The organism is Flavobacterium sp. (assembly GCF_021151785.1).
In the GTDB taxonomy this organism is placed as follows: Bacteria; Bacteroidota; Bacteroidia; order Flavobacteriales; family Flavobacteriaceae; genus Flavobacterium.
In genome coordinates, this window is sequence record NZ_JAGKWP010000063.1 from 1 (window position 1) to 14,741 (window position 14,741).

The 14,741-nt window shown below is 31.9% G+C and carries 12 protein-coding genes; 7 read left to right on the plus strand and 5 right to left on the minus strand.

All coding sequences use genetic code 11. The features are described 5' to 3' along the window. Positions 1-115 precede the first annotated feature (115 nt). From QZ824_RS07685 to uvrC, 4 genes are all read right to left on the minus strand, one after another. The gene (locus QZ824_RS07685; RefSeq protein WP_291275439.1) at positions 116-1,273 is read right to left on the minus strand and encodes a homogentisate 1,2-dioxygenase; all 1,158 of its coding nucleotides are present in this window, start codon (positions 1,271-1,273) and stop codon (positions 116-118) included. A 234-nt stretch (positions 1,274-1,507) separates the two neighbouring features. Next, positions 1,508-2,968, minus strand: a complete 1,461-nt coding sequence (locus QZ824_RS07690) for an amino acid permease (RefSeq protein ID WP_291275440.1) — start codon at positions 2,966-2,968, stop codon at positions 1,508-1,510. A gap of 69 nt (positions 2,969-3,037) precedes the next feature. Next, positions 3,038-5,290 (minus strand): patatin-like phospholipase family protein, encoded by a 2,253-nt coding sequence (locus tag QZ824_RS07695; protein WP_291275441.1) that lies wholly within the window; start codon positions 5,288-5,290, stop codon positions 3,038-3,040. Then, positions 5,283-7,088 (minus strand): excinuclease ABC subunit UvrC, encoded by a 1,806-nt coding sequence (uvrC, locus tag QZ824_RS07700; protein WP_291275442.1) that lies wholly within the window; start codon positions 7,086-7,088, stop codon positions 5,283-5,285. The genes QZ824_RS07695 and uvrC overlap by 8 nt, the downstream gene beginning before the upstream one ends. Before the next feature lie 110 nt (positions 7,089-7,198). Between uvrC and QZ824_RS07705 the strand changes: the two genes are divergently transcribed. The 5 genes from QZ824_RS07705 to QZ824_RS07725 all read left to right on the plus strand — a co-directional run bounded on the left by QZ824_RS07705 (position 7,199) and on the right by QZ824_RS07725 (position 11,055). Next, positions 7,199-8,155: a succinylglutamate desuccinylase/aspartoacylase family protein gene (locus tag QZ824_RS07705; protein ID WP_291275443.1), complete on the plus strand. Its 957-nt coding sequence runs from the start codon at positions 7,199-7,201 to the stop codon at positions 8,153-8,155. A 75-nt stretch (positions 8,156-8,230) separates the two neighbouring features. Continuing rightward, positions 8,231-9,469: a pyridoxal-dependent decarboxylase gene (locus QZ824_RS07710; protein WP_291275444.1), complete on the plus strand. Its 1,239-nt coding sequence runs from the start codon at positions 8,231-8,233 to the stop codon at positions 9,467-9,469. After that, positions 9,462-10,040 (plus strand): 5-formyltetrahydrofolate cyclo-ligase, encoded by a 579-nt coding sequence (locus QZ824_RS07715; RefSeq protein ID WP_291275445.1) that lies wholly within the window; start codon positions 9,462-9,464, stop codon positions 10,038-10,040. Before QZ824_RS07710 ends, QZ824_RS07715 begins: the two co-directional genes overlap by 8 nt. A gap of 81 nt (positions 10,041-10,121) precedes the next feature. Beyond that, positions 10,122-10,541 carry a hypothetical protein gene (locus tag QZ824_RS07720; protein ID WP_291275446.1) on the plus strand — a complete coding sequence of 140 codons (420 nt, stop codon included), beginning with the start codon at positions 10,122-10,124 and terminating at the stop codon, positions 10,539-10,541. A gap of 67 nt (positions 10,542-10,608) precedes the next feature. Further along, positions 10,609-11,055, plus strand: coding sequence for a septal ring lytic transglycosylase RlpA family protein (locus QZ824_RS07725; protein WP_291275447.1), 447 nt, complete (start codon positions 10,609-10,611; stop codon positions 11,053-11,055). 12 nt (positions 11,056-11,067) lie between these two features. On the opposite strand, the gene QZ824_RS07730 is transcribed toward QZ824_RS07725, so the two are convergent. Beyond that, positions 11,068-11,535: a CYTH domain-containing protein gene (locus tag QZ824_RS07730; protein ID WP_291275448.1), complete on the minus strand. Its 468-nt coding sequence runs from the start codon at positions 11,533-11,535 to the stop codon at positions 11,068-11,070. Positions 11,536-11,619: 84 nt separating this feature from the next. Here QZ824_RS07730 and dinB point away from each other — a divergent pair, with 84 nt between their 5' ends. Beyond that, a complete protein-coding gene (gene dinB, locus QZ824_RS07735; protein WP_291275449.1) occupies positions 11,620-12,699 on the plus strand; it encodes a DNA polymerase IV in 1,080 nt (359 codons plus the stop codon). A gap of 181 nt (positions 12,700-12,880) precedes the next feature. Next, complete coding sequence (gene lepA / locus QZ824_RS07740) at positions 12,881-14,677, plus strand: translation elongation factor 4 (RefSeq protein WP_291275450.1); 1,797 nt, start codon at positions 12,881-12,883, stop codon at positions 14,675-14,677. Positions 14,678-14,741 lie beyond the last annotated feature (64 nt).

Sequence of the window (14,741 nt, forward strand, 5' to 3'; positions counted from 1 at the left end):
GATTTTATTTCGTTACTCATGATAAATTTTGAATTTAAAAATTTTGAAAAATTAATCTTTTTTCAAATTAAATTAATTAATGTTTTTATTGAACATATTCTTTGGAATAGAATGTTTATTCTAACCAAGATTGATAGTATTTTTCATCTGCAATTTTCATTGCTTCTTCTGTAACCATTAAAGGTTTAAAAGTATCAACCATAACGGCTAATTCTTGAGTTTCTGTTTTCCCAATACTTCTTTCTACTGCTCCAGGGTGTGGACCGTGAGGTATGCCTGCTGGATGTAATGAAATATGACCAGCTTCAATATCGTTTCTACTCATAAAATCACCATCTACGTAGTACAACACTTCATCTGCATCTATGTTACTATGATTGTATGGAGCAGGAATTGATTGTGGGTGATAGTCATATAGTCTTGGAACAAATGAACAGATTACAAAAGCATCGGTTTCAAATGTTTGATGAATAGGAGGAGGTAAATGAATTCTTCCTGTTATTGGTTCAAAATCATGTATTGAAAAGGCATAAGGATAATTGAATCCGTCGTAGCCTACAACATCAAATGGGTGTGTAGCATAAACTAAGTCAAAAATTTCATCTTTTTTCTTAATTTTAATTAAGAATTCTCCTTTTTCATCATACGTTTCTAATTCTTCAGGTCTGCGAATGTCTCTTTCACAGAAAGGAGAATGTTCTAATAATTGACCAAACCAATTTCTATATTGTTTTGGAGTATAAACAGGTCTTCTGGATTCAACGATAAATAATCGATTATCTTCTGTGTCAAAATCTATTTTATAAATCATTCCACGAGGAATTACTAGATAATCTCCGTATTTGAAATCTAGATTTCCTAACATGGTTCTTAATTTTCCTGTTCCTTTGTGAATGAAGATGACTTCGTCAGAATCGGTGTTTTTATAAAAATAATCAGTGGTTGATTTTCTTGGAGCAGCAAGTACAATATGACAATCTGAATTTGTCAAAACGATTTTTCTACTTTCTAGAAAATCATCTTGAGGATCTACTTGAAATCCTCTTAATCTGTAAGATTGAATATTGTTTGCTTTTGCAATTTTAGGTGCTACACTATATTGTTTTTTTATCTCCTTAACTTGTGTAGGTCTGTGTTCATGATACATGTTGGTTGACATTCCGTCGAAACCAATAGTGCCAAATAATTGCTCATAGTATAAATCACCATTTTCTTTTCTAAATTGAATGTGGCGTTTATGAGGTATTTTCCCTAGTTTATGATAAATAGGCATAATTTTAATGTGTAAATTAATAATGTGTCAAATGCCAATAAAAGTGCCGAAAATAAAATATTAACAAATTGACGAATTGTCTAATTGGCACATTAATTCACTCATTCAGGATTTCTCTTGATGAGGAATTTTAAGTGAGCTAATAAATCTTTAAAAATAGGTCGCATAAAATGATTTATTACAACAAATATCGTAAAAAAATAAAAAAAGCCACTAAAAAAGTGGCTTAAATTTTTATTCTTGATTTTCTAATTTAGAATTTCGTTTTCCATACAGGAAATAAACTATAATACCAATCACCAACCAACCTAATGAAAGCATTTGTGCTTCTACACTTAAGTTAATCATAAGGTAAGTATTGATTAAAATCCCTGAAATGGCGATAACAGGTAAAGCTGGAACTTTAAAGGTTCTGGTTAATTGAGGTTGTTTTACGCGTAAAATCCAAACAGCTATACAAACCATAGTAAAGGCAAACAGAGTACCAAAACTAGTCATGTCGGCTAATTTACTAATTGGTGTGAAGGCTGCTACAATAGCTATAAACCCTCCTAATATCATTAAGTTCGTTTGAGGTGTACCAGAAATAGGGTTAATTTTAGAGAAAACAGATGGGATTAAACCATCTTTAGACATACCTAAGAAAATTCTAGATTGCCCCATAATCATAACCATTAAAACGGAAATTAATCCAATAGTAGCAGCAATAGTGATTATAAATCCAGCCCAACCTTGACCTGCAATATCAAAAGCATAAGCAACAGGTGCTTTAATTGCTTCTGGATATTTTCCAAGGGGATTAAAATCTTGATAATTCATCATTCCTGTTAATACTAATGATACTAAGATGTATAATATTGTACAGATTAATAATGAAGCAATAATAGCAAAAGGAACATCCTTTTTTGGGTTAACAGCTTCGCCAGCCTGAGTAGATACAGCATCAAAACCTACGTAAGCAAAGAAAATAGCTGCTGCTCCCGATATTATTCCCGCTACTCCATAGGCATTATGAGTAGTCTCTTTTTCTACAATTTGAGTCGCTGCAGGAATAAAAGGATCCCAATTTTCAGCATTGATAAAGAAAGCACCAGCAATGATAACGAATAATACGGCAGAAACTTTTAATATTACAATAAAGTTATTTGCTTTAGCTGCGCTACTAGTTCCTTTAATAAGGATAGAAATTACAAAAAGAACTATTAAAAAAGCAGGAAGATTCATTGAAAATCCTTCACCTGTGTAGCTCGCAGGATCTGTTGTTAACCATTCGGGTAGTTTGAGGCCAAATAACTTAAGGAGTTTGTTGAAATATCCAGACCAAGAAACGGCTACTGTCATGGATCCCATGGCATATTCTAGAATTAATCCCCAACCAATGATCCAAGCGAAAATTTCACCAATCGTTCCGTAAGCATAAGCATAAGCAGAACCTTCAACAGGTAAAATTGAAGCGAATTCTGAATAACACAAAGCGGCAAAAACACAGGCAATACCTGCAATTATAAATGAAACAGCTAATGCAGGGCCAGCATGATAGTAAGCTCCAGTTCCCGTAAGAACGAAAATTCCTCCACCAATAATTGCTCCTACACCAATAGCAGTAAGGCTCCATTTACCAAGAACCCTCTTTAATTGACTTTTTTTCATGTCTGCTTCAAAAGCAGAAACAGGTTTTACTCTCCAAATTGACATAGTTATAGTTAATAGTTTAAGGTCTCAAATATATGATTTTTTAATTTAATTCTTTATTTTTTGTATTTATTAAAAAATAAACCCAACATTTACCCAGAAATAACTATTTTTTGATTCAGGTGACCAGCTGTATTTTAATTCAATCGGACCAACAATAGAATCTAATCCATAGCCTAAAGCAAAGCCTGTAAAACTAGGTTTGTCAATCCATTTTTTTGTGGCATCAAAAATAAAACTTCCCACATTGGCAGCATTGTAAGAGAGGTTAAAGTGATTCTTTTTGTAAAATTCATAATCAATAGTGGTACTGGCCTTGATAAAGCTATTTCCTAATATTGTTAAATAATTATACCCATAAAAAGGTCTAAAATTATTCACTTCCCTAACGGTAGTTCCTCCAAGAATAAAATCAAAAAAAGGGGTTGTACTTCTTCCTATTTTAAAACCTGTTTCGGCTTGTATTAATACACTCCATTTTTTTATTGGACTTGCAACTATTCCTATATCCATTTTACCAATTGAGAATCTATCGAAACTATTAGTATAATCTGTTGAAAAAACATAAGTTTTAAAGTTTCCTTTGAGATACCATCCTTTTGTTGGAAAATATTTTTTATTGAAACTGTCGTGTGTTACACTTCCAAAAAAAGATAGATAATCACTGTCTTCTAATTTACCTATATCATTTGCTAAATTATCTGTCTTAATTTTTAAATGCTGCCATTCAATTCCTCCCCCAATAGTAAATCTTTTAGAAAACAAGGTTTGTATGAAGGCTTGATTATTAAAAGAGCTATAGTCTAGATTAATAGTTTTTAAATTAATATTATTAAATAAAGACGTGCTTAATTCAGTAGACACATTTCTATTAAAAGTTATAAAACTTGAATTTATTCCAAAACTCCAATAAAATCCATTATCAATTAAATAATTCAAATCATATCTAAAATTATCACCTAAAATAATATCTAATGACAGCAAATCATTTTTAGAAATAATTTTTTTCTGTGTAATATTAATCAACGCGGCACTTTTAAGAAAATCATCATATCGAATCCCAAATTTTAAAAAAGTGTTAACATTGTTTTCTTTTAAGTCTATATTTAAATTGTTGTTTTCAAAAGCATATTTGATAGCACTAAAGTTTTGAGTTGAGTTTAAGTTTTGAATTCCATCTATTAGATTTTTGTAAGTAACTTTTGATTTAGGTTTGATTTTTAATTTTCCTAAAAGATATGAACGAGTATAGTTTTTAGTTACATTAAAATTGATATTTGTAACGGCTATTGTGTCAGATTTTACCCTTAAATTAGGTTTTTGATACACATCATCTTTTAAGTTGATTAATCTATATAATTCTTTGATAGCAGCATTTTCGCCATTTTTTATTATTGTTTTTCCTTCGTCAAATGATAAAACAGTAAATCCAGTTATGTTGGGTTTTATGTAAATGTCTGTTTTTTTAATTTTTTCAGGCATTTTTTCTAATGTTCCAAAATTGGATATTTGTAATAAAATTGTTGAAACGCCTTTCAGTTCATCTTTCTTTTTTAGTCCATCTTGAACATCTACACCTATGATGATATCTGCTCCCATTGCTTTCAAGTTTTCAACAGGATAATTGTTTTTTACTCCACCATCAACTAACATTCTACCCTCTATTTCAATCGGGTTAAATAAAGAAGGAATTGATCCACTAGCAACCATTGCTTGAGCTAAAATTCCTTTATTTAATATTATTTCTTCTCCTGTTTCAATGTCGGTTGCCATACAGAAAAAAGGGATAGGTAACCGATTGAAATCACGTAAATGCCTCACATGAAAGGTTAGTTTAGAAAGTAAATTATAATTATACATTCCCTTTGACAAGGCGTTTGGTGTTTCCAATTTTAATTTCTTAAATGGTAAGGTAATTGCATACAACTCATCATTTCTTTTTTCAAAAAAAGATTTTGAACCTCTTGGGACATAATCTTGAATTAATGCATCTGCATCAAGTGTTGTAAAAATTGAATCGAGTTGTTTTGCATTGTAACCAGAGGCATATAATCCACCTATGATAGCACCCATACTAGTGCCTCCTATGTAATCTATTTTAATGCCCAATGAGTCAATTACTTTTAAAACACCAATATGTGCTAATCCTTTAGCTCCACCGCCACTCAATACTAGTCCGATTTTAGGACCAGGTGGATTAGGAACTGAATTAGTTGTTTGCCCTATTGTGATTAGAGGAAGTGTAAGTAATAGAAAACACCAAACGAAAAAGGTTTTTTGTCGTTTTGCATTAAAAATGGGATAAAAGTATTTTTTTTTATTCACTTGAATTAGTACTAATTTCTTTGTAAAAGTCGGAAATTTTTTTCGCTTTTGAAAGTCCAATTACTTCAGAAATTTCTTTTTCGCTAGCTTCTTTGATTCTTTTTACACTTTTGAAGTGTTTAATCAATGTAATCATGGTCTTTTCTCCAATTCCAGGAATGGTCTCCATGCTTGTTTGTAAAGCCGATTTACTTCTTTTATCACGATGATGGGTAATTCCAAAGCGATGGGCTTCATTTCGAAGATGTTGAATTGTTTTAAGGGTTTCAGATTTTTTATCTAAGTATAGCGGAATGGGGTCATCTGGATAAAATAATTCTTCTAAACGTTTAGCTATACCTATAATCGCAATTTTACCTCTCAAGCCTAGATCTTCTAAACTTTTTAGAGCAGAAGATAATTGACCTTTACCACCATCAATGATAATTAGTTGTGGTAGAGGCTGGTTTTCTTCTAATAATCTTTTGTATCTTCTATACACAACCTCTTCCATGGAAGCAAAATCATTAGGTCCTTCCACGGTTTTTATATTGAAATGGCGGTAATCTTTTTTGCTAGGTTTTCCATCTTTAAAAACTACACAAGCAGAAACAGGATTAGTTCCCTGTATGTTAGAATTGTCAAAACATTCAATGTGTCTTGGCTCAACGGATAATCGTAAATCTTTCTTCATTTGAGCCATTATACGATTAGTATGTCGGTCTGGATCTACAATTTTAATCTGTTTCAGTTGATCAAGACGATAATGTTTTGCATTGCGTTCGGATAAATTCAGAATTTCTTTTTTATCTCCTAGCTTGGGTACCGTAACTTTGATGTTTTCGCCGAGATCTATTTCAAAAGGAACAATAATTTCTTTAGATGTTAAATAAAAACGTTCACGTATTTCTATAATGGCTAGTTCTAATAATTCTTCGTCGGTTTCATCTAACTTTTTCTTTAATTCTAGTGTATGTGAACGAATGATAGCGCCATGTGAAATTTGCAAGAAATTAACAAAAGCCATACTTTCGTCAGAAACAATTGAAAAAACATCAACATTAGTAATTTTTGGGTTTAAAATGGTTGATTTAGCTTGGTAATTTTCTAATACCTCAATTTTTTCTTTTATTTTTTGTGCTTCTTCAAAACGCATATCAGAAGCTAAATTGCTCATTAATTTTTTAAAGTCCTTTAAACTCTCTTTGAAATTTCCCTTTAAAATTTCTCGAATAGCCTGAATTTGATTTTGGTAATTTTCTAAAGTTTCATAACCTTCACAAGGACCTTTACAATTACCTATGTGGTATTCCAAGCATACTTTGTATTTTTCAGAAACAATATTTCCATGAGATAAATCATAAGAGCAGGTTCGTAAAGGATACAATTCTTTAATCAATTCTAATAAGGTATTTACAGTTTTGAAACTAGTATAAGGGCCATAATATTCTGAACCATCTTTTACCATTTTTCGCGTAGGAAACACCCTTGAAAAAGGTTCTCTTTTGATGCAAATCCAAGGGTAGGTTTTATCGTCTTTAAGTAATACATTGTACCTAGGCTGGAGTTTTTTGATTAAATTGTTTTCTAACAATAATGCATCCGTTTCTGTAGGAACAACGATATGTTTAATACTTACTATTTTTTTTACTAAGACAGCTGTTTTATAGTTATCATGGTTTTTTGAAAAATAAGACTGAACTCTTTTTTTTAAATTTTTAGCTTTCCCTACATAAAGAATTTTTCCTTCTTTATCATAGTATTGATAAACGCCGGGGCTGTCTGGTAAGGTTTGAATTTGAAGTTCTAAAGGAGTCATTCTTTCATCAACTATTTTTATGTTTGGTTAACACAAAATAGGATAACAAAAGTAACAAAAAGGAATGGTTTTTAAAAAATGATTACATTCGCAAAAAAGACCTCGTTACTATGCACAAAGAAATAACGATTTTCAATGAAACGATTCTTCCTGGGGAAAGCAAAACAATTCATATGCAGATTGCTAAATTGCATACCATGACAGATTTGCAAATACCCATTATTGTAGAAAGGAGCAAATTAGATGGGCCAACCGTATTGTTTAGTGCAGGTTTACACGGCGATGAAATTAATGGCACCGAAATCGTAAGACAACTTATCGTGCAAAAAATTAATAAACCTAAACGAGGAACCATAATTTGTATGCCTATTATTAACATTTTTGGTTTTGTAAATCAAACCCGAGAATTTCCTGATGGACGTGACTTAAATCGAGTTTTTCCTGGTAGTAAAACAGGTTCATTAGCCAGTCGTTTTGCACATTATATTCTACAAGAAATAATTCCGCATGTGGATTATGCTATTGATTTTCATGCAGGTGGAGCCCAACGGTTTAATGCGCCACAATTAAGAATTGTTCCTAACAATGAGGAATTGAAACAGCTATCTGATGTTTTTGGTGCGCCTTTTACTTTGTATTCTAATCATATTTCTGGTTCATTTAGAACCTCATGTGATCATATGGGTACAAAAATGCTACTGTTTGAAGGAGGAAAATCTTTAGATATGAATGCAAATGTAACTTTAGAAGCAATAGAGGGGGCAAAACGATTTTTAAAGTACTTAAAAATGTTGGGTTCCAAACATAAACCAAGGGAAGCTCATACAACAATTTATATCAAAAAATCAGACTGGATTAGAGCGAATTTTTCGGGTATGTTCCATGGGCTAAAAGCAGTGGGTACTCATGTAAAAAAGGGAGAGTTATTAGCGACTATTTCAGATCCTTTTGGAAAAGTTGAACACAAAGTTAAAGCACCACACAATGGTTACTTAATTAATGTTAATGATGCTCCAATTGTTTATCAAGGAGATGCTATTTTTCACATTTCTAAAGAATTGGAATAAATCAATCTTTTTTACCTAACAAATATCATGTTTTTTTTCAACTCGTACCGATAGATTTGCTGAAAATTAATAGGTATGCAGTATTGGAAAAAGTTAACTCCCGCACAACGACAACAACGTATAGATGAAGTGCTTCAACAGAATGTAAATTTTGCCACAGACGCTTCACTCGGATACCCAGCTTCTCGATTAGATAGTAAAGTGTTTTATGAGGAAGCCCCTTTTTTAAGAGATGCACCTACTATTAGAACCTATGTTGCTAATCCTAATAATATTGGGTGTCACACACTAGGAACTTCTGAAGGTGCTTTTAGTGGTACTCAAGAAATTGAACGTGAAGTTTTAAATGTTCTTGCTGTTGATGTTTTTAAATCAAAGCCTAACGACTATGATGGTTATATAGCTCCAGGAGGAACTGAAGCAAATATTCAAGCTATTTGGGTTTTTAGAAATTACTTCTTTAATAAGTTTCAGGCTAAATTAAATCAAATAGCTATTTTAGCAACTGAAGACACACATTATTCTATTGCTAAAGCGTCCAATTTATTACAAATTGAATGGATTAGCATTCCTGTTGATTTCAATACTAGAGCCATTGATAAAGTTCAATTAGAACATCTAGTGATGGAAGCCAATAAAAGAGGTGTACGTTATTTTATTGCAGTTTCTAACATGGGAACAACTATGTTTGGTTCGGTGGATAATCCTGAAGACTATATTACAGTTTTAGAAAAACATGAATTAACATATAGATTACATATTGATGGAGCTTATGGCGGATTTGTATATCCGTTTAGTAACCCAGCATCTACCATTAATTTTGAAAACCCAAAAATTAGTTCGATTACCATAGATGCGCATAAAATGCTACAGGCGCCCTATGGGACAGGTGTTTTTATTTGCCGAAAAGGACTAATTGAAAATGTATTAACGCAAGAAGCAGCGTATGTTGAAGGCATGGATGTTACGCTTTGTGGAAGTCGATCTGGTGCTAATGCTGTAGCAGTTTGGATGATATTGTTCACCTACGGGCCATATGCTTGGTATGAAAAAATTAGCATTTTAATGATGCGAACACAATTTTTACGAAAAGAATTGGATGCATTAGGAATAGAATATTACAGTTGTCCGTATATGAATATTGTGACAATTAAAGCCTCTTTCATTCCTGATGAATTAGCTCATAAATATACCTTAGTGCCACAAGAACATAATGAAAATAATAAATGGTACAAAATTGTGCTGATGGATCACGTTGAAGTTGAACATTTGACTAATTTTATAGACGAATTAAAAGCGTCTAAACATGAATAAGAAAACCCTACGATTAAAATATAAACAATTAAGAGAACAATTAAGAGAAGAGGAAATAGAAGAATTGAGTTTACAAATAGCTAATCAATTACTTAGTTTACCAATTTGGGATAAAACGTATTATCATTTGTTTTTATCAATTGTAGAGCAAAAGGAAATTAATACCGAATATGTTTTGCAAATTTTAGCTGGAAAAGATAAAGAAATTGTGGTTTCAAGATCTGATTTTAATACCCGGAAAATGACGCATTATTTATTAACAGATGCTACTAAAATTAGAAAAAATGAATATCATATTCCTGAGCCTGTAGACGGATTAGAAGTTCCAGTGTCAAAAATTGATGTAATTTTTGTTCCGTTATTAGCATTTGATACCAACGGAAATAGAGTGGGGTATGGAAAAGGGTTTTATGATTTATTTTTAGCTGCATCTAAACCAGGAACATTAAAAGTTGGGCTTTCTTTTTTTGAGGCAGAACCGAAAATTGAAGATGTTTTTGAATTTGATCAACAGCTTCATTATTGTGTAACCCCTAATAAAATATATACTTTTGTTCATGAAAACGTGTGACAAGGCAAATCTAAATTAGTTACTAATGACTGAAATTTAGATAAAATTGTGTAAGTTTGTTTTTCACTAAAAAATTAAACTATGTTACAAAGTATTCACTCTACCTTAGCTTATGTTGTTTTAGCAGCATTAGTAATTGCTATTATTAATTCATTTTTAGGTTTGTCGGCTAAAAGAAATTTTGAAAAGAAAGACAGAAGTTTTGCTTTGATTGCACTTATTTTTTCTCATGTTCAACTAGTGGTTGGATTGATTCTTTGGTTTACTTCTCCATTAGGAAAAGAGGCAATGAGCCAAATGTCAAATTCAGCTATGCGATTAACAGCAGTAGAGCATCCATTAGTAAATATTATTGCTATTGTTTTAATAACAATCGGTTGGTCTAAACACAAGAAAGAAGATAGTAGCAATGGGAAGTTTAAAAAAATTGCTTATTTGTATGCCATAGGTTTGGTGTTATTATTGTCAAGAATTCCATGGAGTTTATGGCTAGCCAAATAGTGGTATAGTTTTTGCAAAAACTTGTTCTGTTTAACTTGGAAGCAGTGCTTTCCCAAAACAATAGCTTATGAAAAAATGGATATACTTTCTTCCTTTGATTTTACTCTTTTTTTATCAAAAAGATAAGATTAAAGTAGATCCTAATCAGCAAAAACCCGCTGTTAAGATTGTAGACACCATTAAGAAGGATACATTGAAAATTGAAAAATTAGAAATGTACCATAAGGGAGCACACGCTTCTTATTATGCTAATAGGTTTAATGGAAGAAGAACAGCAAGTGGCATAAAATTTAATAATAATGGAATGACTTGTGCCCACAGAAAACTACCTTTTGGGACAAAACTTAAAGTAACGAGTGTAAAAACAAAAAAATCAGTATATGTAACGGTTACAGATAGAGGTCCGTTTTCAAAAACAAAACATATCGATTTAACTCGAAAAGCATTTATGATGATTGCTCCAAATGCTTATGGTGGACATATAGAAGTAGATTTAGAGATTGTAAAAAAATAAGTAAAAAGCCTTTTACCAACTCGTAAAAGGCTTTTTGCTTAAATATGCATTGTAATATCTTTCATCATTGGTCACTTCCAAACCTAACCAATCTGGTTTTTCAAATACGTCATTAACCTTTGAAAGTTCTATCTCTGCTAAAATCAGTCCTTTATTTTCTCCTTCAAAAACATCTACTTCAAACATATGGTTTCCTTTAGGAATTAAATAACGTGTTTTATCAATAACACCCAATTCACAAAGTTGAATTAGTGCTTGGGCTTCTTCAAGTGAAATTTCTTTTTCCCATTCAAAACGAGTGGTTCCAGTTTTATCACCTTTACCTTTTATCGTAATATATCCTTTTTCATTTTTAATTCGAACCCTAACGGTTCTTTCAGGGTGACTGTTTAAATAGCCTTGAACTATTTTTTGTGACACGGTTGCTTCTTGCTTGAAAGCGGTAGATGTAATTAAAAATTTACGTTCTATTTCTTGCATAAATGTAGAATCTAAAAATCAAAATAACGGAAAAAATTAAAAAAAATCAGATTTTATATTACATTTTTTAGAAATTTGTGGATTATGGAAGTGCTACCCATTCGAAAAATAATTCACATTGACATGGATGCTTTTTATGCATCTGTTGAACAGTTGGATCATCCCGAACTAAAAGGTAAACCTATTGCTGTTGGGGGTAGTGAAGTAAGAGGTGTGGTTAGCGCGGCTAGTTATGAAGCACGAAAATTTGGAGTAAAAAGCGCGATGAGTGGTGTCCAAGCTGCTCGTTTGTGTCCAGAATTGATTTTTGTTCGTCCGCGATTTGATCGTTACAAAGAAATTTCAAAGCAAATTCGAGCTGTTTTTTTAGAATATACAGATTTAGTTGAACCCTTATCGCTTGACGAGGCTTATCTAGATGTAACAGAGAACAAGAAAGGAAACCCTAGTGCTACATTAATTGCTAAGGAAATTAGACAAAAGATTTTTGACAAAACAGGTTTAACAGCTTCTGCTGGTATTTCCGTTAATAAATTTGTGGCTAAAATTGCTAGTGATTATAACAAACCAAACGGACAAAAAACAGTAAATCCAGATGAGGTAGAAGCCTTTATTGAAGTGTTAGATGTGAAGAAATTTTATGGTATAGGAAAAGTTACTGCTGAAAAAATGTATCAATTAGGAATATACACGGGTTTGGATTTAAAAAGTAAATCGCTAGAATATTTAGAACATCATTTTGGTAATAGTGGGCAATCTTTTTATAATTTGTCAAGAGGAATTAGTTACAGTCAGGTGAAACCAAACAGACAAATGAAATCTATTGGAGCTGAACGCACTTTTAATGAAAACTTATCGTCAGAAATATACATGGAAGAGCGTTTGGAAAATATTGCTTCCGAGATTGAACGACGAATCAAGAAGTATAAAATTTCAGGAAAAACCATAACACTAAAAATCAAGTATTCTGATTTTACACAACAAACTCGCAGTAAAACCTTGCCTTATTTCATTGCTGATAAAAGTCTGATTTTAGAAACTGCAAAAGAACTACTTTACCAAGATCGCTTAAAAGATTCTGTTCGGTTATTGGGGATTTCTTTGAACAACTTAAATACCAGTCAAAAGAAAAATGTTGTGGTGCAATTAAAGTTTGAGTTTTAATTTGAAATCTTTAGAGCTACTGAATTGATGACTTTTAGAACAAAATTTTATTTTCAAAAACTCACTAATTTCGACTATATTTGCAGATTAGAAAAGAATGTAACTCAAAGTATTTGAAATTTTTAAGTTTGAAAGAATGAATTTCAAAAATTGAGTTTGAATTTTGAAGTTGAAATTGAACATGAAACACATTAGAAATTTTTGCATTATTGCACATATTGATCACGGGAAAAGTACATTAGCCGACCGTCTTTTGGGGGCTACACAAACCGTTACAGCTCGTGAAGAAAAAGCACAATTATTAGATAATATGGACTTGGAGCGTGAACGTGGGATTACCATCAAAAGTCATGCTATCCAAATGGAGTATACCTATAAAGGAGAACAATATATTCTAAATTTAATTGACACTCCAGGACATGTAGACTTCTCTTATGAAGTATCGCGTTCTATTGCAGCTTGTGAAGGTGCTTTGTTGATTGTAGATGCGGCACAGAGTATTCAAGCACAAACGATTTCAAATTTATATTTGGCATTAGAAAATGATTTAGAAATCATTCCGGTGTTGAATAAAGTAGATTTACCTTCTGCAAATCCTGAAGAAGTAAGCGATGATATTATTGATTTATTAGGATGTGATTTAGAGGATATTATTCATGCTTCAGGAAAAACTGGTTTTGGTGTAGATAAGATTTTAGAAGCAATTGTAGAAAAAATACCCGCTCCAAAAGGTGAAAAAGAAGAGCCGCTACAAGCCTTAATTTTTGACTCACATTATAATCCTTTCCGAGGAATTGAGGTAATTTTCCGTGTGGTAAACGGTGAAATTAAAAAAGGTCAGAAAATTAAATTTATGGCTACTGGTAAAGAATACTATGCGGATGAAGTAGGGACATTAAAATTAAACCAAGTACCCAAAAGTGTTGTTTCAACTGGAGATGTGGGTTATTTAATTTCAGGAATTAAAGAAGCCAAAGAAGTAAAAGTAGGAGATACAATTACAGATGCAGTAAACCCTACAAAAAACATGGTTTCTGGATTTGAAGATGTGAAGCCAATGGTATTTGCAGGTATTTATCCAGTAGACACGGAAGACTATGAAGAATTAAGAGCTTCAATGGAAAAATTGCAGTTAAATGATGCTTCATTGGTATTTGCTGCAGAAAGTTCGGCTGCTTTAGGATTTGGTTTCCGATGTGGGTTCTTAGGGATGTTACACATGGAAATTATTCAAGAGCGTCTAGAACGAGAATTTAACATGACAGTAATTACTACTGTTCCCAACGTATCTTACTTGGCTTATACAAAAAAAGAACCTGATACACCTATCATTGTAAATAACCCAAGTGATTTACCAGATGCTACTAAATTAGATCGAGTAGAAGAACCATATATAAAAGCAACGATTATTACCAAGTCCGATTTTGTTGGTAATGTAATGAGTTTATGTATTGAAAAGCGTGGTCAAATTACAAATCAAACGTATTTAACACCTGAACGTGTTGAGTTGAATTTTGATATGCCTTTAGCAGAAATTGTATTTGATTTCTATGATCGTTTAAAAACAGTTTCTAAAGGTTACGCCTCTTTTGATTACCATCCAATTGGTATGCGCGAATCAAAATTAGTAAAAATGGACATCTTGTTAAATGCGAATCAATTAGATGCATTATCAGCATTAATTCACGCAGATAACGCATATAATATTGGAAAGAAAATGTGTGAGAAATTGAAAGAATTAATTCCTCGTCAACAGTTTGAAATTCCCATTCAGGCCTCAATCGGAGCAAAAATTATTGCTCGTGAAACGATCAAAGCATTAAGAAAAGATGTAACAGCTAAATGTTACGGTGGTGATATTTCTCGTAAGCGAAAATTATTAGAGAAACAGAAAAAAGGTAAAAAACGTATGCGTCAAGTTGGTAATGTAGAAATCCCTCAAGAAGCATTTATGGCAGTTTTAAAACTTAATGATTAATTAGTTTTTTAACACAAATAACATCAACACTTCAAAAATTTAATTTTTTTGAGGTGTTTTTTAT